The sequence below is a fragment of the Blautia obeum ATCC 29174 genome (assembly GCF_025147765.1).
Classification (GTDB): Bacteria; Bacillota; Clostridia; order Lachnospirales; family Lachnospiraceae; genus Blautia_A; species Blautia_A obeum.
Window position 1 is genome coordinate 1,033,990 of record NZ_CP102265.1, and the last position, 26,039, is coordinate 1,060,028.

Annotated in this window: 25 protein-coding genes; 22 read left to right on the forward strand and 3 right to left on the reverse strand. The window is 40.7% G+C overall.

What is annotated here, in order from left to right; genetic code table 11:
• The first annotated feature begins 81 nt into the window (after window positions 1-81).
• Window positions 82-1,065 carry a nucleoside hydrolase gene (locus NQ503_RS04930; protein WP_044926028.1) on the forward strand — a complete coding sequence of 328 codons (984 nt, stop codon included), beginning with the start codon at window positions 82-84 and terminating at the stop codon, window positions 1,063-1,065.
• Between the two features lie 12 nt (window positions 1,066-1,077).
• Window positions 1,078-1,692, forward strand: coding sequence for an ECF transporter S component (locus NQ503_RS04935; RefSeq protein ID WP_005426881.1), 615 nt, complete (start codon window positions 1,078-1,080; stop codon window positions 1,690-1,692).
• Window positions 1,693-1,800: 108 nt separating this feature from the next.
• On the opposite strand, the gene NQ503_RS04940 is transcribed toward NQ503_RS04935, so the two are convergent.
• The 3 genes from NQ503_RS04940 to NQ503_RS04950 form a co-directional block, all read right to left on the reverse strand.
• Entirely contained in the window at window positions 1,801-3,492 is a 1,692-nt protein-coding gene (locus tag NQ503_RS04940) for an alpha-amylase family glycosyl hydrolase (protein ID WP_005426879.1), read from the reverse strand.
• A gap of 125 nt (window positions 3,493-3,617) precedes the next feature.
• A complete protein-coding gene (pckA, locus tag NQ503_RS04945; RefSeq protein WP_044925952.1) occupies window positions 3,618-5,222 on the reverse strand; it encodes a phosphoenolpyruvate carboxykinase (ATP) in 1,605 nt (534 codons plus the stop codon).
• 230 nt (window positions 5,223-5,452) lie between these two features.
• Entirely contained in the window at window positions 5,453-6,802 is a 1,350-nt protein-coding gene (locus tag NQ503_RS04950; RefSeq protein ID WP_005426875.1) for an MATE family efflux transporter, read from the reverse strand.
• A gap of 188 nt (window positions 6,803-6,990) precedes the next feature.
• On the opposite strand from NQ503_RS04950, the gene NQ503_RS04955 reads away from it, so the two are divergent.
• From NQ503_RS04955 to NQ503_RS05050, 20 genes are all read left to right on the forward strand, one after another.
• Window positions 6,991-8,562, forward strand: a complete 1,572-nt coding sequence (locus tag NQ503_RS04955) for an alpha-L-rhamnosidase-related protein (protein ID WP_055066418.1) — start codon at window positions 6,991-6,993, stop codon at window positions 8,560-8,562.
• Between the two features lie 9 nt (window positions 8,563-8,571).
• Entirely contained in the window at window positions 8,572-9,276 is a 705-nt protein-coding gene (locus NQ503_RS04960; protein WP_005426871.1) for a hypothetical protein, read from the forward strand.
• A gap of 14 nt (window positions 9,277-9,290) precedes the next feature.
• On the forward strand, window positions 9,291-10,580 hold the full coding sequence (locus NQ503_RS04965; protein ID WP_005426870.1) for a DNA polymerase Y family protein: 1,290 nt from the start codon (window positions 9,291-9,293) through the stop codon (window positions 10,578-10,580).
• On the forward strand, window positions 10,564-11,124 hold the full coding sequence (locus NQ503_RS04970; protein ID WP_005426869.1) for an NUDIX hydrolase: 561 nt from the start codon (window positions 10,564-10,566) through the stop codon (window positions 11,122-11,124). The genes NQ503_RS04965 and NQ503_RS04970 overlap by 17 nt, the downstream gene beginning before the upstream one ends.
• 2 nt (window positions 11,125-11,126) lie before the next feature.
• Window positions 11,127-12,059, forward strand: a complete 933-nt coding sequence (locus NQ503_RS04975; protein WP_005426868.1) for an AEC family transporter — start codon at window positions 11,127-11,129, stop codon at window positions 12,057-12,059.
• Between the two features lie 21 nt (window positions 12,060-12,080).
• Window positions 12,081-13,064 carry an AAA domain-containing protein gene (locus NQ503_RS04980; protein ID WP_207642970.1) on the forward strand — a complete coding sequence of 328 codons (984 nt, stop codon included), beginning with the start codon at window positions 12,081-12,083 and terminating at the stop codon, window positions 13,062-13,064.
• Between the two features lie 213 nt (window positions 13,065-13,277).
• Window positions 13,278-13,760, forward strand: coding sequence for a hypothetical protein (locus NQ503_RS04985; protein WP_005426863.1), 483 nt, complete (start codon window positions 13,278-13,280; stop codon window positions 13,758-13,760).
• Window positions 13,761-13,777: 17 nt separating this feature from the next.
• On the forward strand, window positions 13,778-14,374 hold the full coding sequence (locus tag NQ503_RS04990) for a hypothetical protein (protein WP_005426858.1): 597 nt from the start codon (window positions 13,778-13,780) through the stop codon (window positions 14,372-14,374).
• 251 nt (window positions 14,375-14,625) lie between these two features.
• Entirely contained in the window at window positions 14,626-14,943 is a 318-nt protein-coding gene (locus tag NQ503_RS04995) for a PH domain-containing protein (protein ID WP_227191087.1), read from the forward strand.
• A gap of 102 nt (window positions 14,944-15,045) precedes the next feature.
• Window positions 15,046-15,750, forward strand: a complete 705-nt coding sequence (locus NQ503_RS05000) for a DUF4160 domain-containing protein (protein ID WP_022389061.1) — start codon at window positions 15,046-15,048, stop codon at window positions 15,748-15,750.
• Between the two features lie 19 nt (window positions 15,751-15,769).
• A complete protein-coding gene (locus tag NQ503_RS05005) occupies window positions 15,770-16,468 on the forward strand; it encodes a DUF4160 domain-containing protein (protein WP_005426852.1) in 699 nt (232 codons plus the stop codon).
• A gap of 394 nt (window positions 16,469-16,862) precedes the next feature.
• Window positions 16,863-18,356: an RNA-binding domain-containing protein gene (locus NQ503_RS05010; protein ID WP_005426848.1), complete on the forward strand. Its 1,494-nt coding sequence runs from the start codon at window positions 16,863-16,865 to the stop codon at window positions 18,354-18,356.
• 22 nt (window positions 18,357-18,378) lie between these two features.
• Window positions 18,379-18,888: an outer membrane protein assembly factor BamD gene (locus tag NQ503_RS05015; protein ID WP_005426846.1), complete on the forward strand. Its 510-nt coding sequence runs from the start codon at window positions 18,379-18,381 to the stop codon at window positions 18,886-18,888.
• Between the two features lie 252 nt (window positions 18,889-19,140).
• Window positions 19,141-19,668, forward strand: coding sequence for a flavodoxin family protein (locus NQ503_RS05020; RefSeq protein ID WP_005426841.1), 528 nt, complete (start codon window positions 19,141-19,143; stop codon window positions 19,666-19,668).
• A gap of 46 nt (window positions 19,669-19,714) precedes the next feature.
• Window positions 19,715-20,101, forward strand: coding sequence for a methyltransferase domain-containing protein (locus NQ503_RS17570; protein ID WP_005426839.1), 387 nt, complete (start codon window positions 19,715-19,717; stop codon window positions 20,099-20,101).
• A 374-nt stretch (window positions 20,102-20,475) separates the two neighbouring features.
• Complete coding sequence (locus NQ503_RS05030; RefSeq protein ID WP_005426832.1) at window positions 20,476-21,054, forward strand: TetR/AcrR family transcriptional regulator; 579 nt, start codon at window positions 20,476-20,478, stop codon at window positions 21,052-21,054.
• Complete coding sequence (gene hypB / locus NQ503_RS05035; RefSeq protein ID WP_044925949.1) at window positions 21,026-21,694, forward strand: hydrogenase nickel incorporation protein HypB; 669 nt, start codon at window positions 21,026-21,028, stop codon at window positions 21,692-21,694. The genes NQ503_RS05030 and hypB overlap by 29 nt, the downstream gene beginning before the upstream one ends.
• A 33-nt stretch (window positions 21,695-21,727) precedes the next feature.
• The gene (locus NQ503_RS05040; protein ID WP_005426829.1) at window positions 21,728-24,514 is read left to right on the forward strand and encodes an FAD-dependent oxidoreductase; all 2,787 of its coding nucleotides are present in this window, start codon (window positions 21,728-21,730) and stop codon (window positions 24,512-24,514) included.
• A 37-nt stretch (window positions 24,515-24,551) separates the two neighbouring features.
• Complete coding sequence (locus NQ503_RS05045; RefSeq protein ID WP_005426827.1) at window positions 24,552-24,896, forward strand: hydrogenase maturation nickel metallochaperone HypA; 345 nt, start codon at window positions 24,552-24,554, stop codon at window positions 24,894-24,896.
• 23 nt (window positions 24,897-24,919) lie between these two features.
• Window positions 24,920-25,954 carry a DUF5692 family protein gene (locus NQ503_RS05050; RefSeq protein ID WP_005426823.1) on the forward strand — a complete coding sequence of 345 codons (1,035 nt, stop codon included), beginning with the start codon at window positions 24,920-24,922 and terminating at the stop codon, window positions 25,952-25,954.
• The last annotated feature ends 85 nt before the right edge of the window (window positions 25,955-26,039 follow it).

The window sequence follows — 26,039 nt, forward strand, 5'->3', positions numbered from 1 at the left end:
ATCTTCCGATCGTCGATACCTTTTTCTGTGGAGGATTTTTATAAAAATCACCTGGAAGAAGGAAAGGTTGGAAGTTTTTTTATGCGTAAAATTATTATAGACTGTGATCCGGGAATTGACGATGCACTTGCGATCATGCTTGCTGCAAATTCTCCGGAACTTGATATTCTGGCAATCACAACAGTATCAGGTAATGTGCCATCTGATATGGGGGCGGCTAATGCACGAAAGGTTCTGAAGCAGCTTGGCAGAATGGATATTCCAATCTATATTGGAGAAGAAGTTCCGCTCCGGGAAGAATATATTGATGCGAGGGATACCCATGGGATGGATGGACTTGGAGAAAGCTTTTTTCCGGAAGTGGAAGGTGAATATGAGAAGAAGAATGCAGTTGATTTTCTGGCAGAACTTCTGGAGAGAGAAAAAATATCCATTATCGCACTTGGCCCGATGACGAATCTAGCAAAAGTATTTTCGAGAAAGCCGGAACTGATCGCTAATGTAGAAGAGATGGTATCCATGGGAGGAAGTTTCAAGAGTCATGGAAATTGTTCGCCGGTAGCTGAGTATAATTACTGGTGTGATCCGGATGCAGCTGCCGTTGTGTATGATCTTTTTGCAAAGGCAGGAAGCAAGATTCATATGATTGGACTGGATGTAACGCGTGAAATTGTCCTGACACCGAACAGGCTGGAATATATGTGCCGCCTGGATCCGGAGATGGGAGAATTTATTCGTAAGATCACAGGATTTTATATGGATTTTCACTGGGAACAGGAGGGGATTATTGGTTGCGTGATCAATGATCCACTGGCAGTGGCATATTTTATTGACCGATCCATGTGCGATGGATTTGATAGCTTTACAGTCGTTGCAACTGACGGAGTTTGTCGTGGTCAGACTGTTGTAGATTCTATGAACTTCTGGAAAAAAGAACCGAATAGCAGGATTCTTACAGAAACAGATTCTGAAAGATTTTTTGCATTCTTTATGGAACGTGTACTCAGAAAAAATGATGGAAGCAGATGGAAGAAGGATGAATTTAAACTTCTGCATGAGCTGTAGAGAGGTGACAGAATGAAGATAACAATGAAAAGAAACAAAAAAGATTATTCAGAAAACAAGATCAATGTTTACCAGATCTGTCTGGTGGCACTGGCAGTAGGAATCAATATTGTCGGGGGACAGATTGCACTCTTTATGAAACTGCCGGTTTATCTGGACAGCATTGGAACTATTCTGACAGGTGCAGTTCTGGGACCGTGGTTTGGTATGCTGCCGAACCTGATCAGTGGAATTTTTATGGGTATGACAGTGGATATCTATTCGTTATATTTTGCACCTGTGGGTATGATCACAGGTATCATGAGTGGACTTGTTTTTCGTAAGTTATCCGTAAAGAAAGTAAAAGTGCTGTTTGCTGCAGTACTGATCACTGTACCGGGAACGATTGTAAGTTCTGTGATCAATGCAGTATTATTTGGAGGTGTGACCTCATCAGGATCTTCGATTCTGGTCCAGCTTCTTTCCAGAACACCGCTTGGACTGACCGGAAGTATCTTTGCAGTACAGTTTCTGACGGATTATCTGGACAGATGCATTTCTGTATTTGCGGTAAGTGTATTTGTGACGATGCTCGGTGGAGAATTGCGACAGAGACTGACGGGGAATGTGCATAACAGAGCAATATAAAAGAAAAGAGGAGTAATCACACGAAAATTGTGTGAGATACTCCTCTTTTTTGCATCGCTTAAGAAAGAATTGTCGATTTGCGATGCAGTATGCCTTTTATAATATGAATCAGCAGAAGCTCTTGAGCCAGTTGACCAGAGAATCGTGCCATATATTGTCGTAAACTGTTTTCTTCATCTGATCGGTGACGGGACCGTTGTTTGCCATCTTTGCGAGGATGCCAGCCTGGAGCTCTTCGATGGACATGTCTTCCGGAGCTTTGTTCGGATCGAAATTGACAGGCTCCTTTTCAGTAGAGGCAGGAGTTCTATCGGTGTCTTCTTTTGTACTTGCAGCTTCCGGTACAGAGGAAGCTGAGGCTGTTTTGGTTTCTGCAGAGCCTTCGTTTTTGACTTCTTCCTGAGTAACAGGTGTTTCTTCAACGATAGAGTCCTTGTTTTCAGAAAATGTTTCAGGAACAGATGTTTCTTCTGATGGTACCCAGATTTCGCCACTGTTTGCACCCACGCGTACATTGATGTGTCCACCTTCTACAGAAACTTTCTGCCCGGTCAGTGTGCCAATATATTCAACAGCATTTCCGGCAGGAAGATTCATCCAGGCATCGTTGTCGTCATTGTTGACAGTCACAATCACACGCACGCTGTCCAGATCACGTGCAAATGCAAACTGACGATTGGTAAGCTGCAGTTCTGTGTAGCTTCCATAGCTCAGAGCAGGTGTATTCTGTCTGATCTTACCAAGAGCTGCAATGAGAGCAGTGCAAGGATTATCACTGAGGGCAGATTCGTAATCTTCAAGATTAAGTGCTGGTCTCAGACTGTCATCGGAAGAGCGTTCTTTACGTCCTTCGATCCCAAACTCAGAACCATAATAAATACTTGGAACGCCCGGAAGGGTATAGAGCAGAATATGAACCGGAGTAAAGTGCGCCTTATTGGATAGCTTTGTATAGATTCTTTCTACATCGTGGTTATCAACGAAATTATAAAGATCCAGATTTCCCATATTCTGGAGATATTTTACCGTATGGGCGATCTCGAAATAGTTGTGATCATTATGTCCGCTATAAAGTGCTTTGTGCAGAGCATAGTTTGTAACACTGTGCAGAGTCTCTCCATTTACCCAGCGACTGTAATCTCCATGAATTACTTCGCCCATCAGCCAGAAATCCGGTTTGACTTCTTCAGCAGTACGGCGGAGCGCACGCATGAAATCAAAATCCAGTACATCGGCAGCATCCAGGCGGATTCCATCTACATCAAACTCAGAAACCCAGTAACGGATCACATCACAGATATAATCCTGAACTTCTGGATTTCTCTGGTTTAATTTGACAAGCAGATTGTATCCACCCCAGTTATCATAGGAAAATCCATCGTTGTATTCATTGTTTCCCCAGAAATTTACATTACAATACCAGTTCAGATATCTGGAATTTTCACGATTCTGCTGAATATCTTTGAATGCAAAGAAATCGCGTCCGGTATGATTGAATACACCATCAAAAATTACTTTGATTTTTTTGTCATGACAGGCTTTTACAAAAGCAGTCAGATCTTCGTTTGTTCCAAGACGGGAGTCCAGTTTCTTGTAATCTGTTGTCTCATAGCCATGGCCGACACTTTCGAAGAGCGGTCCGATATACAGGGCTGTGCATCCGATTTCTTTGATATGGTCGATCCATGGAAGAAGAGTGTTCAGGCGATGTACCGGTTCTGTGTACTCATTCTGTTTGGGAGCACCGGTAAGGCCAAGTGGATAAATGTGATAAAAAATAGCTTCGTTATACCAACTCATGTCTCATCATCTCGTTTCGTAGTATTTTCTTTTTCATATTTAAATAAAATGTATCTCACCGGGAGATAAAAATTATGGGGCTGTCGTTAAACGGCAGCCCCTGGATTTTGTTATTTAATATGAAATTATAACTGAGGACCAGCAGCAACAAGTGCTTTACCAGCAGCATTTCCTTCGTATTTAGCGAAGTTCTTGATGAATCTTGCAGCAAGATCTTTAGCTTTTTCTTCCCACTGAGCAGCGTCTGCATATGTGTCACGTGGATCAAGGATTCCTGTATCAACACCTGTCAGTTCTGTAGGAACTTCGAAGTTGAAGTAAGGAATTGTCTTTGTAGGAGCGTTGTTGATATCTCCGTTCAGGATAGCATCAATGATTCCACGGGTATCTTTGATGGAGATACGTTTTCCAGTTCCGTTCCATCCTGTGTTAACGAGGTAAGCTTTTGCTCCGCTCTTTTCCATTTTCTTAACAAGCTCTTCTGCATATTTTGTAGGATGCAGTTCCAGGAATGCCTGGCCGAAGCAAGCAGAGAATGTAGGTGTTGGCTCTGTGATTCCACGTTCTGTACCAGCAAGTTTTGCTGTGAATCCAGACAGGAAGTAGTACTGTGTCTGAGCTTCTGTCAGGATAGATACTGGCGGAAGTACACCGAATGCATCTGCGGACAGGAAGATTACGTTCTTAGCTGCCGGTGCAGAAGAAATCGGGCGAACGATTTTTTCGATGTGGTCGATCGGGTAGGAAACACGTGTGTTTTCTGTAACGCTCTTATCAGCGAAATCAATCTTTCCGTTTGCATCAACAGTTACGTTCTCAAGAAGAGCGTTACGTTTGATTGCATTGTAGATGTCTGGCTCAGATTCTTTGTCAAGGTTGATAACTTTAGCGTAGCATCCACCTTCGAAGTTGAATACGCCGTTGTCATCCCAGCCGTGTTCGTCATCACCGATCAGGAGACGTTTCGGGTCTGTGGAAAGAGTTGTTTTACCTGTTCCGGAAAGTCCGAAGAAGATTGCTGTGTTTTCTCCGTTGAGGTCTGTGTTAGCGGAGCAGTGCATAGCTGCGATACCTTTCAGTGGCAGGAAGTAGTTCATCATAGAGAACATACCTTTCTTCATTTCTCCACCGTACCATGTGTTAATGATAACCTGTTCTTTGGATGTAATGTTGAACATTACAGCTGTCTCAGAGTTCAGACCAAGTTCTTTGTAGTTTTCAACTTTTGCTTTAGAAGCATTGTATACAACGAAATCTGGCTCAAATGTTTCAAGCTCTTCAGCTGTTGGCTGGATGAACATGTTTGTAACAAAATGTGCCTGCCAAGCAACTTCAACGATGAAACGGATAGCCATACGAGTATCAGCATTAGCACCGCAGAATGCGTCAACTACGAAAAGTTTCTTATTGGAAAGTTCTTTTTTTGCAATTTCTTTACAAGCATCCCAAGCTTCCTGTGTTGCAGGATGGTTGTCATTCTTGTATTCATCAGAAGTCCACCAAACTGTATCTTTGGAGTTCTCATCCATAACGATGAATTTATCTTTAGGAGAACGTCCTGTGTAGATACCTGTCATAACGTTAACAGCGCCAAGTTCTGTCTCCTGGCCTACTTCAAATCCTTCAAGACCTGCTTTAGTCTCTTCCTCGAATAATACTTCGTAAGAAGGATTGTACACAATTTCAGTTGTTCCTGTGATGCCATACTTAGTTAAATCGATTTTTGCCATCTTACATTTACCTCTCTTCTTTAATAGGGCCATCTATATGCTGGCTTCTTTAACCTCTAAGAAGTGGAACATTCCAACTTCTCATAGAGTTAATTATACATAATTCATCAATAAAAGCAATAAAAAAACAGTGAAATTTTTAAAAAATGATAATAATTTAACAGTTATGAAGGAGAAATGACAAAGCCTACTTATTAATATAGAAGAAAAGAAAAAAATAATCTACAGGATCACAGCTTCCTGTAGATTATTATGAAATAAATGATTTCTGCGATAGATGTGATGATCCATGAGAAGAGATACAGAAGGAATAATGCCGGAATTGTATGAATCCAGGCAAAAATGGTGTAGATCCAGACAATACGGAAAACACAGGATCCCAGAATGATAATGATCGTAGGAATGACGGTTTTTCCAAGACCGCGGGATGCTGCAATTGTGCAGTCCATAAAAGCGGACACACAATATGAAAAGGCCATGATCTTAATTCTCTGCATGCCGGCATCAATAACCGCTGCGTCTGTGGCGAACAGAGACATGAACTGATGACCAAAAATAAAGAGCAGAAGACCAAGGATCAAGCCTGTTGTAAATGAATAAAACAGACTGATGAAATAGCTTTTGAGCACACGCTTTTTGTTTCTGGCACCGTAGTTCTGACTCATAAAGCTGGAACATCCGGTATAGAACGCATACATGACATTAAAAATCAGTGTGTCAGCGTTTGTAGCCGCAGTACTTCCGGAAACCATGACAGTATCGAAAGAATTAACACCGGTCTGTACAAACAGATTGGCAATTGCGAAAATTGCATTCTGGATTCCGGCCGGGATACCAAGCATCAGAATAGAAATGGCGGCGTGTCTGTGAAATCTGATGTCTTTTAAAGAAACACGGCATTCATCTTTGCGACGGAGCAGGTGAATCAGAATCAGTCCGGCAGAAACATATTGCGCAATTGCTGTGGCAGTCGCAACACCGGCTGCTGCCATGTGAAGTACGATAACAAAAAATAAATTCAGAATGACGTTCAAAACACCGGCAATCGCCAGATAATAAAGTGGACGTTTTGTTTCGCCACGGGCACTTAAGACACCATTACCAAAGTTGTATATTCCCATGGCCGGAAGCCCGATCGCATAAATCTTCAGATACAGAGATGCCTGTCCGATCAGATCATCTTTTGTATGCAAAAGCATGAGCATGCGCCCGGAAAAGAAGAAACAGACGGCTCCGATCAGGAGCCCCATCATCATACACAAAAGAAGTGCTGTGTGGACTGTTTCCACGGTATCTTTGTGCTTTCCGGCACCAAGTGCGTGGGCAACACGGACATTGACTCCACTTCCCATACCAATCAGAAATCCGACAAACAATGTGACGAGCAAAGTGGTAGATCCCACGGCACCAAGTGCCTTGTAATCTGCAAAACGCCCAACAACAGCGACATCACTTAAATTGAAGAGAACTTCCAGAAGCTGCGAGCACATCAGCGGAATACTGAATAAAATAATATTTTTCCATAAAGAACCCGTTACCATTTCAATGGAACGGGCCTTTTTTTGCGTATTTTCAGACATAATAAAACCTCAATAATACATTATATTTTCTTCATCCTGTTATAGAATACGTCAGCGTGAAAGGTTTGTAAAGAGAAAGATAGGTAAAAAATATTGACGCAATGGTATAGCTTATTTTACAATAAAAGGTAAAATAATTTGATATTTTGCAGATTCAGTCTGCATGAATTTAGAAAGGAAATGACATAATGCCAGCAGTAAGTATTGATTTAAATATGGTTCGAGTAACCAATGATGAATTTGTAAAAAAAGCAGAGGCATGTACGCCAAAACTTATCGAGACAGTGGTACGTCCTGTTGCTATAGTAGATATTGTAAAAACAGAAGAGATTTTTCCGGAAGTCCATAAGAGAGATGAGATTGAGAATCTTTCTTCCTGTCATCTTGCAAAAGGGGATAAAATCTGCCTGGATTTCGGAGATCATCAGGTAGGCTATGTGACTCTGAAACTGAATTCCGTAGGAAGTCCGCAGGATTCACCGGCGTTTTTCAGACTGAAATTCGGTGAGATCGCAAAAGAAATGACCGAGGATTCAAAAGATTATGACGGATGGATCAGCCGTGGATGGATTCAGGAGGAATTTATCCATATCGATGTCCTTCCGGCAGAATTGAAACTTCCAAGAAGATACGCATTTCGTTATATGGAGATCGAGGCAATCGACACATCTCTGAAATGGCAGATGGTAGTGGAAGATGTATACTGCACCAGTGTTTCTTCAGTCCGCATGGAAGATGTGAAACCGGTAGAGAGTGATGACGAAATAATCCGTAAACTGGACAGGGTCAGCCTTCGTACCCTGCACAACTGCATGCAGTCCGTATTTGAGGATGGACCGAAGAGAGACCGCCGTCTGTGGCTCGGAGACTTAAGACTTCAGGCACTTGCAAACTATGAAACATTCCATAACATGGATCTCGTAAAACGATGCCTGTACCTGTTTGCAGGGCAGACAAAAGACAATGGTCAGGTAAGTGCATGCCTGTTTACAGAGCCGAAATTCATCGTAGATGATACCTTTCTTCTGGACTATTCCATGTTCTTTGGTGCAACACTTCTAGATTATTATGAAGCATCCGGCGATAAAGATACTCTGCAGGATTTAAGTGAATGTGCATATCGCCAGATTGAGATCGCAGGCGAGCAGTTTGACGAAAAAAATCTTATGAAAAACGGTGAAGGTTTCTGGGGATTCATTGACTGGACCGAAGGCCTGAACAAACAGACAGCTATGCAGGGTGTTTATATCTACTGCGCAAAGAAAGTGCAGAAAATCGCAGAAATCCTTGGTGATACAGAAAAAGCAGAAGAGCTTAAAAAAGAAGCAGAAGAAAAGACTGCAGCAGTCAGAAAATATCTTTTGGATGAGAAAACAGGCCTGTTTGTAAGTGGCGAAGAAAAACAGATCAACTACGCAAGTCAGGTATGGCTGATCCTTGCAGGTGCAGTCAGCATTGAAGAAGGCAGAGCAATGCTTGATAAGCTGGATGAGCTGAAACCGGAAAAAGCAATGGTCTCTCCATACATGAACCATCATTATGTAGAAGCACTTTTGATGTGCGGCAAAAAAGACCAGGCAATGGATTATATGAAATATTACTGGGGCGGCATGATCAATCACGGTGCGGATACTTTCTGGGAGCTCTACAATCCGGAAAATCCGGCAGAGTCTCCATATGGAAGCAGTATCGTAAACAGTTACTGCCATGCATGGAGCTGTACACCAACGTACCTTCTGAGAAAATATTTCCTTAAATAATAAGATGATATGAGTGACAGAGATTACACAGAATTATATGCATCCTTACAAAAAGAAACTACGATTCTGACTGCGCAGATCCGGGCATTATACCGTGAACTGGATAAGAAATTTCATCTTCGCGGGGCACAGATTCCAATCACTTTTGGATTTGAAACAGATGCACTGGGATCCTATACAAGAACCGGACATCATGAAAAAGAACACTTCCATTTTTCTCTGCTTTTTGTGGGATATGGAGTAAAAAATCCCCTGAGTAAAGAAGACCGTATGGACCTTTATAAACATGAGTATGCCCATTATATGGAACATCATATTGTAATCCCAAGGGAATATCAGTGGCAGCCGGGACTTCATGGAAGTGCCTGGAAATATTGTTGTTCCCTGGTCGGAGCGGCGCCGACACCATACTACAAAGCTGGCGAAGCGTTGATGAAACATGACTATGAAAAGAAACTCAAAAATCCGATTCATGATAAGACAGTGGCGATACGGGATACCTACCGAAGGCAGCAGGAACACAAAAGCAGTCAGGCAAGTATCGTTCAGTATACGGTCGGGGAGCAGGTACAGCATCCCAAGTTTGGAGAAGGCTGTATAGAAAAAATCGAGCAGGCGACAGGATCTGTGACCCTGCATATTCGATTTGGAAATGAAATAAAAGTGATCGATCAGAAGTGGCTTTTGAGAACGAAATATCAGAAGAAAGAATAGGACGTGGGCAAAAAATGAGCCGTTTAATCTTTCATATAGATGTCAACAGTGCGTTTCTTTCATGGGAGTCAGCACGAAGAGTGAAGCAGGGACTGTCAGATTTAAGAGATATTCCTGCATGTATTGGCGGTGATCCGAAGAAGCGTACAGGAATTGTTGTGGCAAAGTCCATACCGGCAAAAAAATATGGGATCACGACAGGTGAACCGGTGGCAATGGCACTTCGGAAATGTCCGGAGCTCGTCATTGTAAAAAGTGATTTTGAACTGTATATCAAATGTTCCAGGGCATTTAAAGAAATCTGCGCGTCGTATGCACCGGTGATGGAATCCTTTTCTATAGATGAAGTTTTTCTGGATATGACAGGCACTTCATTGATTTATCCAGACCCGATAAAAACAGCACATGAGATAAAAGATAAGATACGGGACGAACTGGGATTTACAGTTAATGTAGGAATTTCTACAAACAAATTGCTGGCCAAAATGGCATCCGATTTTGAGAAACCGGACAAGGTACATACACTTTTTCCAGAGGAAATCCCGACTAAGATGTGGCCGTTATCGGTGCGTGATCTGTTGTTTCTGGGAAAAGCTTTTGAGAAAAAACTGACAGAGGCCGGAATTCGCACGATTGGTGATATGGCACATGTAAGTGAGTCAGAAATACAGGCATTATTAGGGAATAAAGCCGGACATCAGCTGCATCAATACGCGCTTGGAATCGATGAATCACCAGTCAAAGCAAAGCCTGAAGAAGCCAAGGGCTTCAGTGTAGAAACAACGTTTAATGATGATATTGTCTCAGTAGAGCAGGTACTTCCGATTCTTTTGGAGCAATGTGATGTGGTCACCACCAGAATGCGCCGAAAAGGAAAAAAATGTACTTCTGTATCAGTAACTTTCCGTACGCTTGATTTCAAAAATAAGTCGCACCAGACAACACTTTCCAATGCAACGGATATGACAGATGAAATCTTCAGGAACGCGAAAAAACTCTTTACAGAATCCTGGAAAGGCGAACCGCTCCGACTGATCGGAGTAGCACTTACAAACCTTACAGACGAGAGCTTCGAGCAATTATCACTTTTTGAAGATAATGAAAAGAAAGAACGTCACCGAAAACTGGACGCAACTATGGACGAAATCCGACAGAAATTCGGCAACGACAAGATCACACGTGCAAGCATTATGAACAGCAATTCCGGAATCGCGCGGAAAGCACGCGCGCAGATGAAAAATGAACTCGAGATAAGTTGCGGAAAACAGGCAGAGAAAGGCAAAGATAATGGAAGAAATATTTGACATCATAGATACACAGGGAAATCCGACCGGCGAGACTGTAACCCGCGAGAAAGCGCATGCGGAAGGCATTCCACACAGGACGGCACATATATGGATCATACGGGAGAAATATGGAAGAACAGAAGTGCTGCTTCAGAAGCGTTCCATGAATAAAGACTCTTTTCCGGGAAAATTTGACACTTCGTCGGCGGGACACATCCAGGCAGGCGATGAACCACTGGAATCAGCACTTCGCGAGTTAGGAGAGGAACTTGGAATACAAGCCACACCGGAGCAGCTTGTATTCGCCGGAACATTCCCGATTTCGTTTGCAAAAGAATTTCATGGCAAAATGTTTCGAGATGAAGAACTGGCTTTTGTATATATCTATGATCAACCGGTAGATATCGCGGATCTGGTTCTGCAGAAAGAAGAAGTCGAGGCCGTGGAATGGTTTGCCCTGGAAGAAACCTATGCAGAGTGCCAGAAGAGCAGAGAGAAGTTCTGCGTACCAAGTGGCGGACTGGAGATTGTACGGGAGTTTATGACGGAGAAGAGAGGCTAGAAATGGAAATCAGTTTATTGTTAATGGAAGAAATCGCGAAGTTGTTTGCAATCATGCTTATGGGATATGCAGTCGTAAAGGCAGGACTTATGAAATCCTCAGAGAGCAAAAGCGTATCTGTGATCATGGTATACCTGGTCATTCCGTGTGTGATTATTAATGCATTTCAGGTGAAATACACACCAGATGTCCAGAAGGGTCTGATTCTGGCATGCGTGGCAGCAGTGGCGGTACACATTTTATTCCTGATTCTTACAGCATTGTTAAAAAATATCCTGCATCTTGATGCAATTGAACGGGCAACCGTAATCTACTCAAATGCCGGTATTCTTGTCATTCCGCTGGTGCAGGAACTTCTCGGACAGGAGTACGTTATTTATTCAAGTGCATACATTGCAGTACAGCTTATATTAATCTGGACACACTGCAAAAATATGCTCTGCGAAGAAGATAAACTGGAATGGAAAAAGGTACTTCTGAATGTGAATATCATCTCCATTATAGTAGGTGTAGTACTGTTTATTGGCAGAATCCAGCTGCCATCCGGTGTACAGGATGTCATGAATATGATGAATAATATGATCGGCCCAATTGGCATGCTGCTGGCTGGGATGGTCATCGCAGAAGTACCGCTTAAAACTGTTTTTAACCGAAAAAGAAACTATGTTTCTACAGCTTTAAGACTTATTGTATATCCGATATTTGTATTGTTCCTGATGAAAATAATCTGTGCATTTATCGGAATAATGGATGCAAAACAGATTCTCCTGACCGTGTATCTGGCATCTGTAACACCTGCCTGTGCGACTGTCACCTCCATGGCACAGCTCTACGATAAAGATGCGGCATACGCCAGTTCACTGTATGTTCTGACGACGCTGTTGTCAATCGTGACCATGCCCGTGATGGTGGGATCGTATGAGATGATGGCGTAGAAAGAATGAATAAGAAAGTTTTTGAAAAGACACTGGCTGGGAGGCTGGTGTCTTTTTTTGTGCACGTTTTTTGTGATGACTGTGCTTAGTTTAATACTTGAAACATATGAATGGGATACATTAAAGGATTATGCAAAGAAATATGAGAATGACCGAGATTCAGGTACAAGATCCCTGATTTCTGGAATTAATCGAAATTATTTTGAACCTTATGTGATGGAATTGGTTTTTGAATTCACAGTGAATGCAAATACAATGATTGAACGTCAGATACGCCGAATGGGAAGCATTCAGGATGATGTAGAGGAAACAATGGCCGGAGAGCTTTACGCAGATGGCTATATTGCAACATCGCAAATTGGAGATTTTGCATTGCTTCATCGTTTAAAAGGTGCAGTCAACAATCTTGTTATGGGAAAGGCTGCTTCACAGGGACTGGATCAATGGCTTTTTGACATTAATAAAGCAAGAACGCCACAGGAAATCAAGAAAATAAGTACATGGCAGAATTCAGATATCAACGAAAAACAAAAAGAAGCGGTAGAAAAAATATTGTCTGTTCCGGATGTATGTTTAATTCAGGGGCCTCCCGGAACAGGGAAAACAACTGTTATTGCAGAGGCAATTTATCAATTGGTTATACGAAATAAGCGTGTTTTAGTTGCATCTCAAGCTAATTTGGCAGTTGATAATGCGTTGGAGCGATTGATTTCTAATCCTAAGATACGTGCAATCAGACTTGGAAGTGCAAAAAAGATCGATTCATCGGTAAGCAATATCACAGAGGGAAATGTGTTTGTAGTATCTGGAATTTTAAATGCGTTTAAAAATTTATTGACTTATAGGGATGAGTTAATGTTTGGCAAAGATACTTTTTTATGTCTAAAAATCAATGATTATTTCGAAATATATGAATGGAAAAAACAAAAATTTATTAGAGTAGATAAAGTAAGTGAATATTTATCTGCAAATTATCGAGATCTTAAAACTTATTCAGTTTATTAGAAGTGGATGTATAAATTTTAGCATAAGCACTGAACAGAAAAAAACGCTCTATTTTTTTGGCATCCTTTTTGTATTTGGAATCTCATGGAAGAGAAGTATCAATAAAAAATGAAATTCATTATTATTCATGTGCGGTGGAATTTCGTTAAGTAGCAAGCTAGAATACTCAAAAGTTTATTATTTAGTAAATCGACAGAGAAGGGGGCAATCTATGTGTTTTTACCACCATTTTTTGAATCAAAGAAATTCAAAATAATATACGCAGTGACCATGGGATTATTATTGCTGATGATTGTGAGCTTGAAGATATATGATAGTTTCTGTGAAATGCCGGGGTGTTGGAATCTAAAAGATGCGGGAACACAGTACTGTTGGGATCATATTAATAGTATTTATGAAAACAGCAAAAAGAAATCTTCAGGCAGTTCCAATGGTGAAAGAATTTATAACAGTTTTGAGCTTTTTAACCAATCACAAAAATATCATTATACACCAAAGAGGAGAAATACTCCTACACCTGTACCAAGAAAATATAATGGTAATTCCTATTCTTCCTGGAAGAGTGATTCGTATGATGTCAGTAACTATGATGACCCGGATGATTTTGCCGATGATTGGGCTGATGAATTTGGAGACGGAGATTATGATGGTGGATACGATGATGCGTATGACTACTGGGAAGAAAACGGAAATTAGGTAAGAGAAGGGACTGTATGAAAATGAAAATCAGAAAAAATATATTAAAAATTGTTGCCACAGGGATTGCAACTGGTCTTGCTTTTTCCGTTTCATGCTGGAGCGTGGCTGCTTCAGATTCAACAAATGAAGCAAAAGCAGAGGAAACGCAGGAATATGATGCTTTGCAAAAGATATTTCTGGAAATTAATAAAGAAACAACAGAAGATAAGCTTCTTAAACTAATAGAAGAACACAGTGTGGAATATACAGCAGAAGAATATAATGGTACACCGAAAAGCAGGAATTATAATATTGCATTTGATTCAGATGTTGTGCTTCAAAAATATGCAGAATCAGGTGATTCTCTGGAGGTATCTTTTAATAAGGAAGATGGCACAATTTTATATGCAGAGTATTTTAATGAAGCATCGTTCAGAAATGCTTTGTATTACAATTATGGAACATATTGGGATTTTCGAGAGGATGAGCTGGATAATACGTACACAGGATATTACTATTACAAACCGGGTGATACAAAAGGCGGCATAACAATGAAATATGATAATGGTAACAGCAAAGAAACTGGATATCACAGTGTTTCCAGAGGAGAAGAGGCGCTAACACTTAATTGACACTCGTACCTCAATCTGCTATATTAAAATTACATATCTGGGAAAGTTCTTTAACCGTTCGGTTGCTTACTCCCCATATGAAAACAAGAAAATATGGCGGAGAAGATGGAACAGAAAAATTTACTCGCAAGATTTTGAAATTATTTGAGAATTATAAATAATCTTAAGGAGGAAGGCGTATGGCAACAGTAAACAGTGGAATCAGAGAGGATGCAAATTTCTTAAATCTTAAGGAAATTGCGCAAAAATAGGTGAAATCTGAAGTTAACAATATGCTGGTTACAGGTGAAAACATTATTCAGTGCTTTCAGACAGTACGTGATCAGGTGGTTTTTACTGACAAAAGAGTTATTGTAGTCAATGTGCAGGGAATCACAGGAAAGAAAACGTCTTACTTTTCATATCCATACTCAAAAGTTTTATATTTCGGAATTGAGACGGCAGGAGTTTTGGATATTGACAGCGAATTAATTATGACATTTGCAAATGGAACGGTTCTTCAGTTTGATTTCAGATCAAAAGTAGACATCAAAGGAATTTGTTCAAATATACAGCAGTATATTTTATAAGATTGATTTTTAAGAAAAGTTCGCAGGGGGGAGTGTGGATAAGATTCACACTCCTCTTTGAACAGAATGAAAAGAGCAATGCAAGGGAGTGGGGTATTGTTAATGAAGATAACGGTTAATTTTACAGTACATATATATGCAGAAGAACGTTTGTGTGATGAACTGTTAATTCCGCATAGTGAGAATTATGGAATTGTTGGGGAAGAAATAATAGAACCGCTTAGAATAATTAATAATAGAAGCATAATGTTTGAGGTAGAGAATTCAGTATCTATAAAGGAATTTTACCAATTAATTCGAAGGCATATTTACTCTGAAAAGAATAATAGGATGGATATGTATGGAGAAGAACAAACAACTCTTGATTTTGTAGAGGAATACGATGTTCTGGAAATATATTTTTTGAAAAATGGTTTGAGGTATTCTATAGTAGATAAAAGCAAAAATTTAGAATTTTATATGCAAAAATTGGGTATATCTAATACGATTGATATACAGATTTTGGTAAGCTCAGATGCTGGGGCGGTGTTCGAGGATCATGGGATTCGTTTTTATATAAATTCTAGAGAAGGAAAACGACATAATGAGCCTCATGTACATGTTGATATAAGACAAGGGGAAGGAAGTGGGAGTTTTTCTTTAAAAACAGCAGAACAGTTGACGGGGTCTAAAATAAGAAAAAAAGATCAGAAGATTATAAAAGAAATAATTGAAAACAATCAAAAAGACTTTTTGATATACTGGAATGAGCATACAGATGGTCTGGATGTGGATTTAAATCAGGCACTGGGACTTATACATTATTAATATATGAGAGAATTGATAAATGAAAATAAAAAGTGAGATTATATATACTGATACAATTTATTACTATAAAAAGCCTGTTCCTGGCTATATATGTAGTATTCTTTCAGCGAATGATCCAGATGGAAAAAATTTAAATATTTTAGAGAGAGACTCTGAGCTTGAATTAGAATATATTTTGGAGCCAAATACTACAATGTCAGATATCCGAAATGCAATATGCGAGAAAATGAATAAGCAAATAGGTGATCTTTGCAGAAGCTGTCCGTGTATTTGCATAAAAAGTCATGAAGATTTTATTGAGATTGAAAATATGGATATTATGGTAGAAACTCTACTAAGAAAATTTCAAATAGAAGGAAATTTGCAATTATATTTTGCATTTTCTGCACTTCAAGGAGATATTTGGCGAGAAGGACAAATTCATTATTATATGCAATCACGTGAATATGGAAAACATAATAGACCGCATGTGCATGTTAATGCAGGTGATAGATATAGCGCAGCGATTGATATACTTACAGGTGAGATACTTGCAGGAGAAATTCCTGGAAAATATATGAAACAAATAAAAAATAAAGTTGAAAAGAATAGAGGGTTTTTGATTGATTGTTGGAATAATATGACAGATGGAATAAATGTGGATATTGATTATAGATTTGGAATCACGTCTTTCAGAAATGTGTTAACAGATTATGAGGGAGTTAAGGAGAGAAATTAATGGATTTACAAAATATACAAGATCAACTAAATACAGAAATTTCTAAATTAGATACTCGTATCATATTCTGGTTTGACGATAAAGGAGCATAAGCAGCACCAAACTATGGATAAGCAGAACGAAGGAATTTAGAATCCGGCAGAGGCAGGTGATCCTGGTAGATATGAGAGGTTAGCTACTGTAGGAGATTTTGAGAGAACAAGAAAGCCTTCATAAGGAAAAAACGACGTTTTATTTCTTGTACCTAAAATCATCAGAAATGGACTCTTAGAAGTTGCTTCATATCCAGAAAACTCTGTTTTGTAAATATATGTAACCTATTAACGGTTTAGCAAATGCCGTAAAATCGAGGCTTTTTATTAAACTTGCACTAAAAAGAATAGAGAGAGATGTTATGAACATGAAAGAACTACAATCCATTTTTACAATCGGAGAAACCGTGGCGGTTGAATTTAAACGCTGTGGCAATGGAATAGAAAATGACACCTATGAAACAGTATGTTCTTTCTTAAATCGTTTCGGTGGAGAGCTTTTTATGGGCGTTCTGGATGATGGAACAGTGGTCGGTGTGCCTGAAAAGGCAGCTCCGGATATGGTAAAGAACTTTATAAAAGTTGTAAGTAATCCGGTATTATTTTCGCCTACCACATATCTAATTCCTGAAATTATAAAATATGATGAAAATCATACTATCATTCACGTTCACATTCCACCAAGTGCGGAGGTGCACAGTTATAAAAAAGTGATTTATGATCGTGTGGATGATGCCGATGTAAAGGTAACTGCAACTGGTGCGATTGCGCAGATGTATATTCGTAAGCAGAATATTTTTACAGAAAGAAAGATTTATCCATATGCAAGAATGGAAGATTTAAGATTGGATTTGTTGCCTAAAATTCGAATTATGGCGCAGAATCATACCGGGGGTCAGCACCCATGGACTACGATGGATGATCAGGAGTTGTTGAAAAGTGCAGGGTTATATGGTCGGGATATTGCTACAGGTGAAGAAGGATACAATCTTGCGGCAATTATGCTTCTTGGAAAAGATGATGTAATTTTAAATGTGGCTCCAGCTTATGTTACGGATGCACTTGTGCGTAAAGTAAATGTAGATCGCTACGATGATCGAGAAATCATTAAAACGAACCTGATTGAGAGTTATAATCAACTTCTGGAATTTGGAAGAAAAAACCTGCCAGATAAGTTTTTCCTGGAAGGCGCGATAAATAAAAGTCTGAGAAATACAATTGTCAGAGAGATGATTAGTAATACGCTAATGCACCGAGAATTTACCAGTAGTTATACAGCAAAGTTTGTAATTGAAAAGAAGCGGATGTATGTAGAAAATGCAAATCGTGCATCGAAAGAGGGCATTATTACAGTTGACAATCTGGAACCAAATCCAAAGAATCCAATTATTGCAGCATTTTTCAGAAATATTGGATATGCAGATCAACTAGGTTCTGGAGTTCGAAAACTATTTAAATATAGTAAGTATTATTCGGGAAGAGATCCGCAGTTTGTAGAAGATGATGTGTTTCGTATCGTTGTACCATTAGATGATGAATATTCGTTTGATTATAGTATAATAATTGATAAGGATAATGAAAACGCTAGTGCCGATAAAGTGACAAGTAGTGCCGATAAAATGCCGATTAGTGCCGATGAAGTGCCGATAAATACTTTAAGTGAGCAGCAGAAAAAGGTATTGCATTTTGCAAAAGAAAACGGGCAGATTACATCGCATCAGGTAGAACTACTATTAGAAGTAAAACAAAGACGTGCTAGAAGTATTCTTGGAAAACTGGTTGATATGGGGGTGCTTGAACGATTGGGTGCTTATAGAAATACAGTATACACCCTAAAAAATGGAAGGAAGAAATAATATTGCAGGGAGTATTTAACGTATGAAGAAGAAAATTATAGCTGTAATAGCTTTCGTATTGGTAGTTACAGGAGTTCCTTTTTGTGCTATCAAGGGAGATGAGGCTGCCAGAGCGAGGGCAAAAGAGGCAGCAGAAAGCCAGAACAAGGAATGGTATAAAGAAGCGAATGCGTGTATAGATGCTGGAGAGTATGAGGATGCGATAAAACTGCTGGAGAAATTGCCAACAGACTACGAAGATAGCAGATATATCATACCATATGCGGAATATTGTAAAGGTGTTGCGGACAAAGAAAAAATTGAGCAGCTGTACAGGCTTACGTGGAATTTCCCGCGAGAAAATGAATATACTGGAAAATATTCGGAGAAAATGCAGACAGCGAAAGCGGAAACAAAAGCGCAATATGAAGAGTATACAGAACAGAAAGAGAAAGAAAAAAGAGAAGAAATCAAGAAAGATGTACCATATAAAGGGATGGAGCGAAAAAATTTATGGCGACTTGTCGAAATGGTAGGGTTAGCAATGCTGTAGAGTTCGTGCATTCATCTTCATCAAAACGCAATTACAGCAGAGATGATAAGAGCATGGATATGTACGATGTGTATGATTACGATGATCCAGAAGATTTTTATTATGATCATGTCGATGAGTTTGATGATATACAGGATGCAGAGGATTACTGGGAAGAGAACAGATGATATAAGTATTGGTCGGATAAAGATAAGGAGAGTGCTTTGCAAATAAAGTTTAAATGTGACAAATAAAAAGAAAAGGAGATCAGCTATGAAGATCGTAATTATTAATGGAAGTGCAAGAAAGGGAAATACGTTAACAGCAATCAATACTTTTATAAAGGGAGCAGCTGAACATAATGAGATTGAGATGATTTCTCCTGATAAATTACATATTGCTCCATGCAAAGGCTGCAAAGCCTGTCAGTGCCATAAGGGGTGCGTAGATCAGGATGATACGAACCCGACAATTGACAAAATTGCAGCAGCAGATATGATTCTTTTTGCAACCCCGGTCTATTGGTGGGGAATGACTGCACAATTGAAACTGGTTATTGATAAATGCTATTGTCGTGGATTACAGCTTAAGGGAAAGAAAGTTGGTATCATTGTGACTGGCGGAGCTCCGGTTGATAATGTACAGTACGAGCTGATCAGGAAACAGTTTGAATGCATGGCAGGATATTTATCATGGGAAGTATTGTTTTTCAAGACCTATTCTGCAAATGCTAAGGATGAACTTGAAAAGAATACAGAAGCTATGGAAGAACTGGAAAAACTGGGACAGGATGTGAAGTGAATATTATAAATGAAATCCAAAATTCTACAGAAGAAGAGCAGAAGATATGAATCAAATTGAGAGTCAATGGGACAAATTGTTGAAGATAAAGACGACCGGACGGGATGATTCTCGTTCTGATCAGTACAGATATCCGTATGAGCCGACGCAGTATTTGGTATTAGAACGCCTGGCGAACAGTGGGTTGATCAGTAAGAAAAATACAGTTCTTGATTATGGTACTGGGAAGGGCAGGGTATGTTTTTATCTTTCCTATCAGACGCGATGCAGATCTGTCGGTGTGGAATATGATGAGCGTATTTTTAGTGCAGCAGAATCTAACAGAGAACATGCGGTATCGGGCAGAAGAGTATCTTTTGAGCTGACAGGAGCAGAAGAATATGCAGTACCAACTGATGTGGACAGGTGCTATTTTTTAATCCGTTTTCTGTAGAAATACTGCAAAAAGTTCTTGCCAGAATTTATGAATCATACTATGAGAATCCAAGAGAAATTCTGTTAATGTTTTACTATCCGTCAGAGGAATATATAAGCTGTCTCATGACGGAAGAAGCTTTAATGTTTGTTGATGAAATAAGCACAGAAGATTTGTTTGAAGTAAAGAATGAGCGAGAAAGGATTTTAATTTTTTCAGTAGAATAAGAATAGGGACATACAGCAGACTGCGTAACAGCATTTACTTAATTGTAAATTGTAAAGTTACGCAGCCTTTTTTATAATATAGATTGACAATATCTTAACAAGGCATTACAATAATGGAAACCAGAAAACCAAAAAGAGTTTCCGGGTTTCCAAATGGAGGATTGAATGCGGGATAAAATTATTGATGCAACGGTTGAGGAATTTAAACAGAACGGCCTGAAATTTACAATGAACGATCTGGCGAAGCGGCTTGGAATCAGTAAAAAAACAATTTACACAGTTTTTGAAAGCAAACAGGCAGTTCTGGTAGCAGTAGCGGACCGTTATGCGGCAGATTTAAACAGTATGCAGGAAGAACTGGAGGCGGATGTAAGTCTGAATGTAGTGCAGAAACTGGAGAAGCTTTTGTGCGCACTGCCGGAAAAGTATTACAACATTGGACTGAGCCGAATCTACGAACTTGCGGAAAAGTATCCAAAGCCATACCGACATCTGATGAGGTCAGTAAACAATGGATGGGAACAGGCAGAAAAGTATCTTGAAAAAGGCATGGAAGAGGGCATGATTCGAGAAGTTTCCATTCCGGTAGTAATGGCAATGGTAAAAGGCACTGTATATTGTTTTATGGAGTCAGATATTCTGTATCAAAATAAACTGACTTATGAACAGGCAAAAAAAGAAATGGTAGAAATACTGATGAAAGGAATAAAAACAGGTGGGAAAAGTAAGGATTCTGGAAATTAAAGAGAGCGTGTTTGCGGACAATGGCAGACAGGCAGATCAGCTTCGAATCAGACTGAAAGAAAAAGGTGTCTTTCTGATGAATCTGATGTCGTCACCTGGATCAGGAAAGACGACAACTCTGAAAAGAACGATAGCAGCTTTAAAAGATGACCTTCGTATCGGGGTCATGGAGGCGGATATTGATTCAGATGTGGATGCACTTGCAATTGCCGAAACCGGGGCAAAAGCAATTCAGCTGCATACAGGTGGCATGTGTCATCTGGATGCAAAAATGACAGAGCAGGGGATCGAAGGTCTGGGCATTGAAGATGTAGATCTGGCGATTCTCGAAAACGTAGGAAATCTTGTTTGTCCGGCCGAGTTTGACACAGGCGCATCCAAAAATGTAATGATTCTTTCTGTTCCGGAAGGTCATGACAAACCTTTGAAATATCCATTAATGTTTGAAGTATGTGATGCAGTTCTGATCAATAAGATTGATGTACTTCCATACTTTGATTTTGATATGGAACTGGTAAAAAAATACATTCACCAGAGAAATCCAAAAGCGGAGATTTTCCCGGTCAGTGCAAAGACAGGAGAAGGCATAGAAGCATGGACTACATGGCTGAAAAAGCAGGTTACTGACTGGAAATCATAACAAAACAGAAGAGAGAAGGGAAAGGAAAGAGAGATGAAAAAAGAACTCGATAAGGAGCTTTATCCGGATTATGTGTACCCGGAATTTACACCGGATCCGGGTAAACCATTTCGCGAGCCAATTGCGAAACTGGGCAAAAAGATCACAGACCGTATTCCGCAGAAGCTGGGTCTTAAAAAGATCACCAGAAATGATCCGGAGTATTGGGGACTGGCCGGAGTGCTTACTGATGAGGAAGCACTCCTGGCATTGAAGCTTGGAGTAAGAAAGCCAAAAACACTGTCGGAGATCGTGAAAATTTCAGGGCTGGAAGAGAAAAAATGTGAGGCACTTCTGGAAGAAATGTCACGCAAAGGACTTCTCGAATACAACTGGGAAAATGCGGCACATGAGAAGCAGTATGTCCTGCCGATGTATGTACCGGGATGTGCGGAATTCTTTAATATGAACGCAAAAATACTGGAATCCAACCCGGAAATGGGTACATTTTTTGAACATATGTCCCGTTTGCCACTGGAGAAAATTACTCCATTTGTACCGGAGGGTGGAGCGGGTATTGGCATGCATGTCATTCCGGTAGAAAAAGCAATCGAGATGGAAAATGAATCTGTTGATCTGGAACATATTTCCTACTGGCTTAGTAAATATGAGGGAAAATATGCAGCAAGCCCTTGTTCCTGCCGTCGTTCCCGACTGACACATGACGAAGGCTGCGCCGATGATCCGGAAGGATGGTGCGTTGCAGTTGGTGATATGGCAGATTATGTTGTAGAGACACAGAAAGACGGACGTTATATTTCAAAAGAAGAAGCACTGGATATTTTCCGACAGGCAGAAGAAAACGGTTTTGTACATCAGATCACAAACATTGATGGTAAAGATAAGATTTTTGCTATCTGTAACTGCAATGTAAATGTCTGCTATGCGCTTCGTACGTCACAGCTCTTTAATACACCAAATATGTCTCGTTCTGCATATATCGCAAAAGTAGAGAAACAGAACTGTGTCGCATGTGGAAAATGTGTGGAAGCCTGTCCGGCAGGAGCGGTGAAACTGGGACAGAAACTTTGCGACAAAGAAGGATGCGAGATTACATATCCGCGGATGCCGCTTCCTGGTGACCAGCCATGGGGCGAACATATGTGGACACATAATTACCGTGATGTCAATCGTATCAACTGCTATGATGCCGGTACAGCACCGTGTAAAACAGCCTGTCCGGCTCATATCGGAATACAGGGATATCTGCAGCTTGCAAAAGAAGGTCGCTATGAGGATGCACTTGCACTGATCAAGAAAGATAATCCACTTCCGGCAGTCTGCGGGCATGTATGTAACCGTCGCTGCGAAGATGCCTGCACAAGAGGCACAATCGACGAAGCTGTTGCAATCGATGAAGTCAAACGCTTTATTGCAGAACGTGATCTGAATGCAGAGACACGCTTCATTCCAAAGAAAACAATTCCGTCATTGAAAGGCGGATTTGAAGAAAAAATCGCAATCATCGGAGCCGGTCCAGCTGGTTTATCCTGTGCATATTTCCTTGCACTGACCGGATACAAACCGACGATCTTTGAAAAAAATGCAGAACCGGGCGGTATGCTTCGCTATGGAATTCCATCCTACAAACTGGAGAAAGATCTTCTGGCGGCAGAAATTGATGTGATCCGTCAGCTTGGCGTAGAAATCCGCTGTGGCGTAGAAGTTGGAAAAGACGTTACGATCGAAGACCTGAGAGAGCAGGGATATAAGGGATTTTATGCTGCGATCGGCTGCCAGAGAGGAAGAAAACCGGGAATCAGTGGAGAAAATGCTGAAGGTGCATATACTGCGGTAGATTTCTTAAGAAAAGCCGGTGCAAAAGAGAGTTTTGCGCTTGAAGGTGATGTTGTTGTAGTTGGTGGCGGAAACGTAGCCATTGACGCGGCAAGAATCAGCAGCAGATGTATCGATGCGAAGATTTCCATGTTCTGTCTGGAAGCAAGAGAAAAAATGCCGGCAAGCAACGAGGAAATCGAAGAAGCACTCGAAGAAGGAATCGAGCTGAATTGTGGCTGGGGACCAAAAGAAGTTCTGGAAGAAGACGGTCATGTAAGCGGTGTTGTTTTCAAAAAATGTACCCGCGTATTTGATGCACAGGGCAGATTTTCACCGGAATATGATGAGAACGATACAGTAACTGTGCCGTGCCGCCATGTCATTTTCTCAGTAGGACAGGCAATCGATTGGGGACATATGCTGGATAATCTCCATGTGGAACTCCGTCCGAACGGCGGTGCACTTGCTAATAAACTGACTTACCAGACTTCCGAACCGGATATCTTCGTAGGTGGTGACGTTTATACAGGTCCGAAATTTGCCATTGATGCGATCGCAGCCGGACGTGAAGGTGCAATTTCTCTTCACCGTTACGTCCATGAACATTGTACACTGACGATCGGACGTAATCGACGTGATTTCATCGAACTGGACAAAGAAAACATCAAAGTGGAAACTTATGACTCATCCAGTCGTCAGATTCCGCCAAAAGCGGATGTAAAAGAACAGGCAAAAACCTTCCGTGATCTGTCACAGAGTCTGACAGAAGAGCAGGTGAAAAAAGAAACTTCCCGCTGCCTGTCCTGCGGAGCATCTGTTGTCGACCCGAATAAATGCATCGGATGTGGTGTCTGTACAACGAAATGTATGTTTGACGCAATCCACCTGCACAGAGAGATTCCGGGAGCTTCCATTATGCGTGCTTCGGAAGATAAGCTGAAATACATTCTTCCAAACATGGTGAAACAGTCGATCAAAGTGAAATTCAAAAAGAAAAAATAGGAGCTGTGCAGCAGCTCTCAGATAAAGGAGCAAAAATATGCACGAGCTTGGAGTAACTTTTCATATCATGGATCATCTGGAAAAGGTGGCCGCTGAAAATAAAGTGACACATGTACGAAAAGTCACACTTGAACTGGGAGAGGTCTCGACAGTGATCGAGTCCTATTTACAGAATTGCTGGACATGGGCTGCAAAAAAGCGGCCTCTGTTCGATGAATCTGAATTAGTGGTGGAAACATTACCTGCACTCACGTATTGTGAAGACTGCAAGCAGACATATCCAACGGTAAAACATGGAAAAACCTGTCCACATTGCGGAAGTGAGCATACCTATTTATTGCAGGGAAATGAGTTCAACATTAAGGAAATAGAAGTAGAATAAACAAAAGAGGGAGAGTAAAGAGTATGTTTTTTCAAATCTACGGAGAGACAGCCGGATGGCAGCTTCTTGGATGGCTGCTGGTATTTGCCGGACTTGTCGTAATGAATGAAATCGCAAGAAGATCCAAAGCGGGCGGTATTGCCTGTTTCCTGATCCTTCCTGCAGCACTTAGCGTGTACTTTATCGCTATCTATGTCGGAGCAGCAATGGGAGCCGATTGGGCACTGAATAATGACACTTATGTACACATGAACAGCTGGTTCCATTATGCAAAACTGTATGCGGCAACAGCAGGCTGTATCGGATTTATGATACTGAAGTATCACTGGGGAAAACTTGGAAAATCTCATGGATTTAAAGCTTTTCCGTTTATCATTGTTGCAATCAATATCCTGATCGCAGTAGCATCAGACTTTGAATCAGCAGTCCGTGCCGGTTCGCTTGCTGGCGGTTGGTGGCTTTCCTCCGAAGGTGTATGGCTTTATGGAGGCTGGTGGAACGTATTAAACGGACTTGCCGGAATTTTAAATATTTTCTGTATGACAGGATGGTGGGGAATCTATTCCTCAAAAGACAAAAAAGATATGCTTTGGCCGGACATGATCTGGGTATATGTCCTTGCATATGATATCTGGAATTTCCAATATACATATCTGAACCTGCCGACACATTCCTGGTACTGCGGACTGGCACTTCTGCTTGCACCTACCTTTGCAGCAGCACTCTGGAATAAAGGCGGTTGGATTCAGAACCGTGCAAACACACTGGCTCTCTGGTGCATGTTCGCACAGGTATTCCCGCTGTTCCAGGATGCAAGCCGTTTTACAACAGTCACTTCCGTATACGGACAGGGCGGCATCGCAGCAGCAATGGGAAGCAGTATGCCGACTATCGCAGAACCGACCGCACAGGGAATTATTTCCGTACTGTCATTTGCAGTGAATGTATTCGTCTTCGCATACATCCTGAAACGCGCAAAAGTACAGAAAAAGAACCCGTGGAAGAACGAGATCTTCACAGATACAAAAGATTACAAAGAAGCAATGGAAAGAGCATAAAGATGAGAAAGGCACTGACGGAGGTCGGTGCCTTTTTTTGACAATATAAACAACAAAACGGTAATTGAGGTGTGAGTGGTTAAAT

Coding starts and splice junctions, on each gene's coding strand:
- NQ503_RS04930 (WP_044926028.1), top strand. CDS start 82: ATGCGTAAAATTATTATAGACTGTGATCCGGGAATTGACGATGCACTT.
- NQ503_RS04935 (WP_005426881.1), top strand. CDS start 1,078: ATGAAGATAACAATGAAAAGAAACAAAAAAGATTATTCAGAAAACAAG.
- NQ503_RS04940 (WP_005426879.1), bottom strand. CDS start 3,492: ATGAGTTGGTATAACGAAGCTATTTTTTATCACATTTATCCACTTGGC.
- pckA (WP_044925952.1), bottom strand. CDS start 5,222: ATGGCAAAAATCGATTTAACTAAGTATGGCATCACAGGAACAACTGAA.
- NQ503_RS04950 (WP_005426875.1), bottom strand. CDS start 6,802: ATGTCTGAAAATACGCAAAAAAAGGCCCGTTCCATTGAAATGGTAACG.
- NQ503_RS04955 (WP_055066418.1), top strand. CDS start 6,991: ATGCCAGCAGTAAGTATTGATTTAAATATGGTTCGAGTAACCAATGAT.
- NQ503_RS04960 (WP_005426871.1), top strand. CDS start 8,572: ATGAGTGACAGAGATTACACAGAATTATATGCATCCTTACAAAAAGAA.
- NQ503_RS04965 (WP_005426870.1), top strand. CDS start 9,291: ATGAGCCGTTTAATCTTTCATATAGATGTCAACAGTGCGTTTCTTTCA.
- NQ503_RS04970 (WP_005426869.1), top strand. CDS start 10,564: ATGGAAGAAATATTTGACATCATAGATACACAGGGAAATCCGACCGGC.
- NQ503_RS04975 (WP_005426868.1), top strand. CDS start 11,127: ATGGAAATCAGTTTATTGTTAATGGAAGAAATCGCGAAGTTGTTTGCA.
- NQ503_RS04990 (WP_005426858.1), top strand. CDS start 13,778: ATGAAAATGAAAATCAGAAAAAATATATTAAAAATTGTTGCCACAGGG.
- NQ503_RS05000 (WP_022389061.1), top strand. CDS start 15,046: ATGAAGATAACGGTTAATTTTACAGTACATATATATGCAGAAGAACGT.
- NQ503_RS05005 (WP_005426852.1), top strand. CDS start 15,770: ATGAAAATAAAAAGTGAGATTATATATACTGATACAATTTATTACTAT.
- NQ503_RS05010 (WP_005426848.1), top strand. CDS start 16,863: ATGAACATGAAAGAACTACAATCCATTTTTACAATCGGAGAAACCGTG.
- NQ503_RS05015 (WP_005426846.1), top strand. CDS start 18,379: ATGAAGAAGAAAATTATAGCTGTAATAGCTTTCGTATTGGTAGTTACA.
- NQ503_RS05020 (WP_005426841.1), top strand. CDS start 19,141: ATGAAGATCGTAATTATTAATGGAAGTGCAAGAAAGGGAAATACGTTA.
- NQ503_RS17570 (WP_005426839.1), top strand. CDS start 19,715: ATGAATCAAATTGAGAGTCAATGGGACAAATTGTTGAAGATAAAGACG.
- NQ503_RS05030 (WP_005426832.1), top strand. CDS start 20,476: ATGCGGGATAAAATTATTGATGCAACGGTTGAGGAATTTAAACAGAAC.
- NQ503_RS05040 (WP_005426829.1), top strand. CDS start 21,728: ATGAAAAAAGAACTCGATAAGGAGCTTTATCCGGATTATGTGTACCCG.
- NQ503_RS05045 (WP_005426827.1), top strand. CDS start 24,552: ATGCACGAGCTTGGAGTAACTTTTCATATCATGGATCATCTGGAAAAG.
- NQ503_RS05050 (WP_005426823.1), top strand. CDS start 24,920: ATGTTTTTTCAAATCTACGGAGAGACAGCCGGATGGCAGCTTCTTGGA.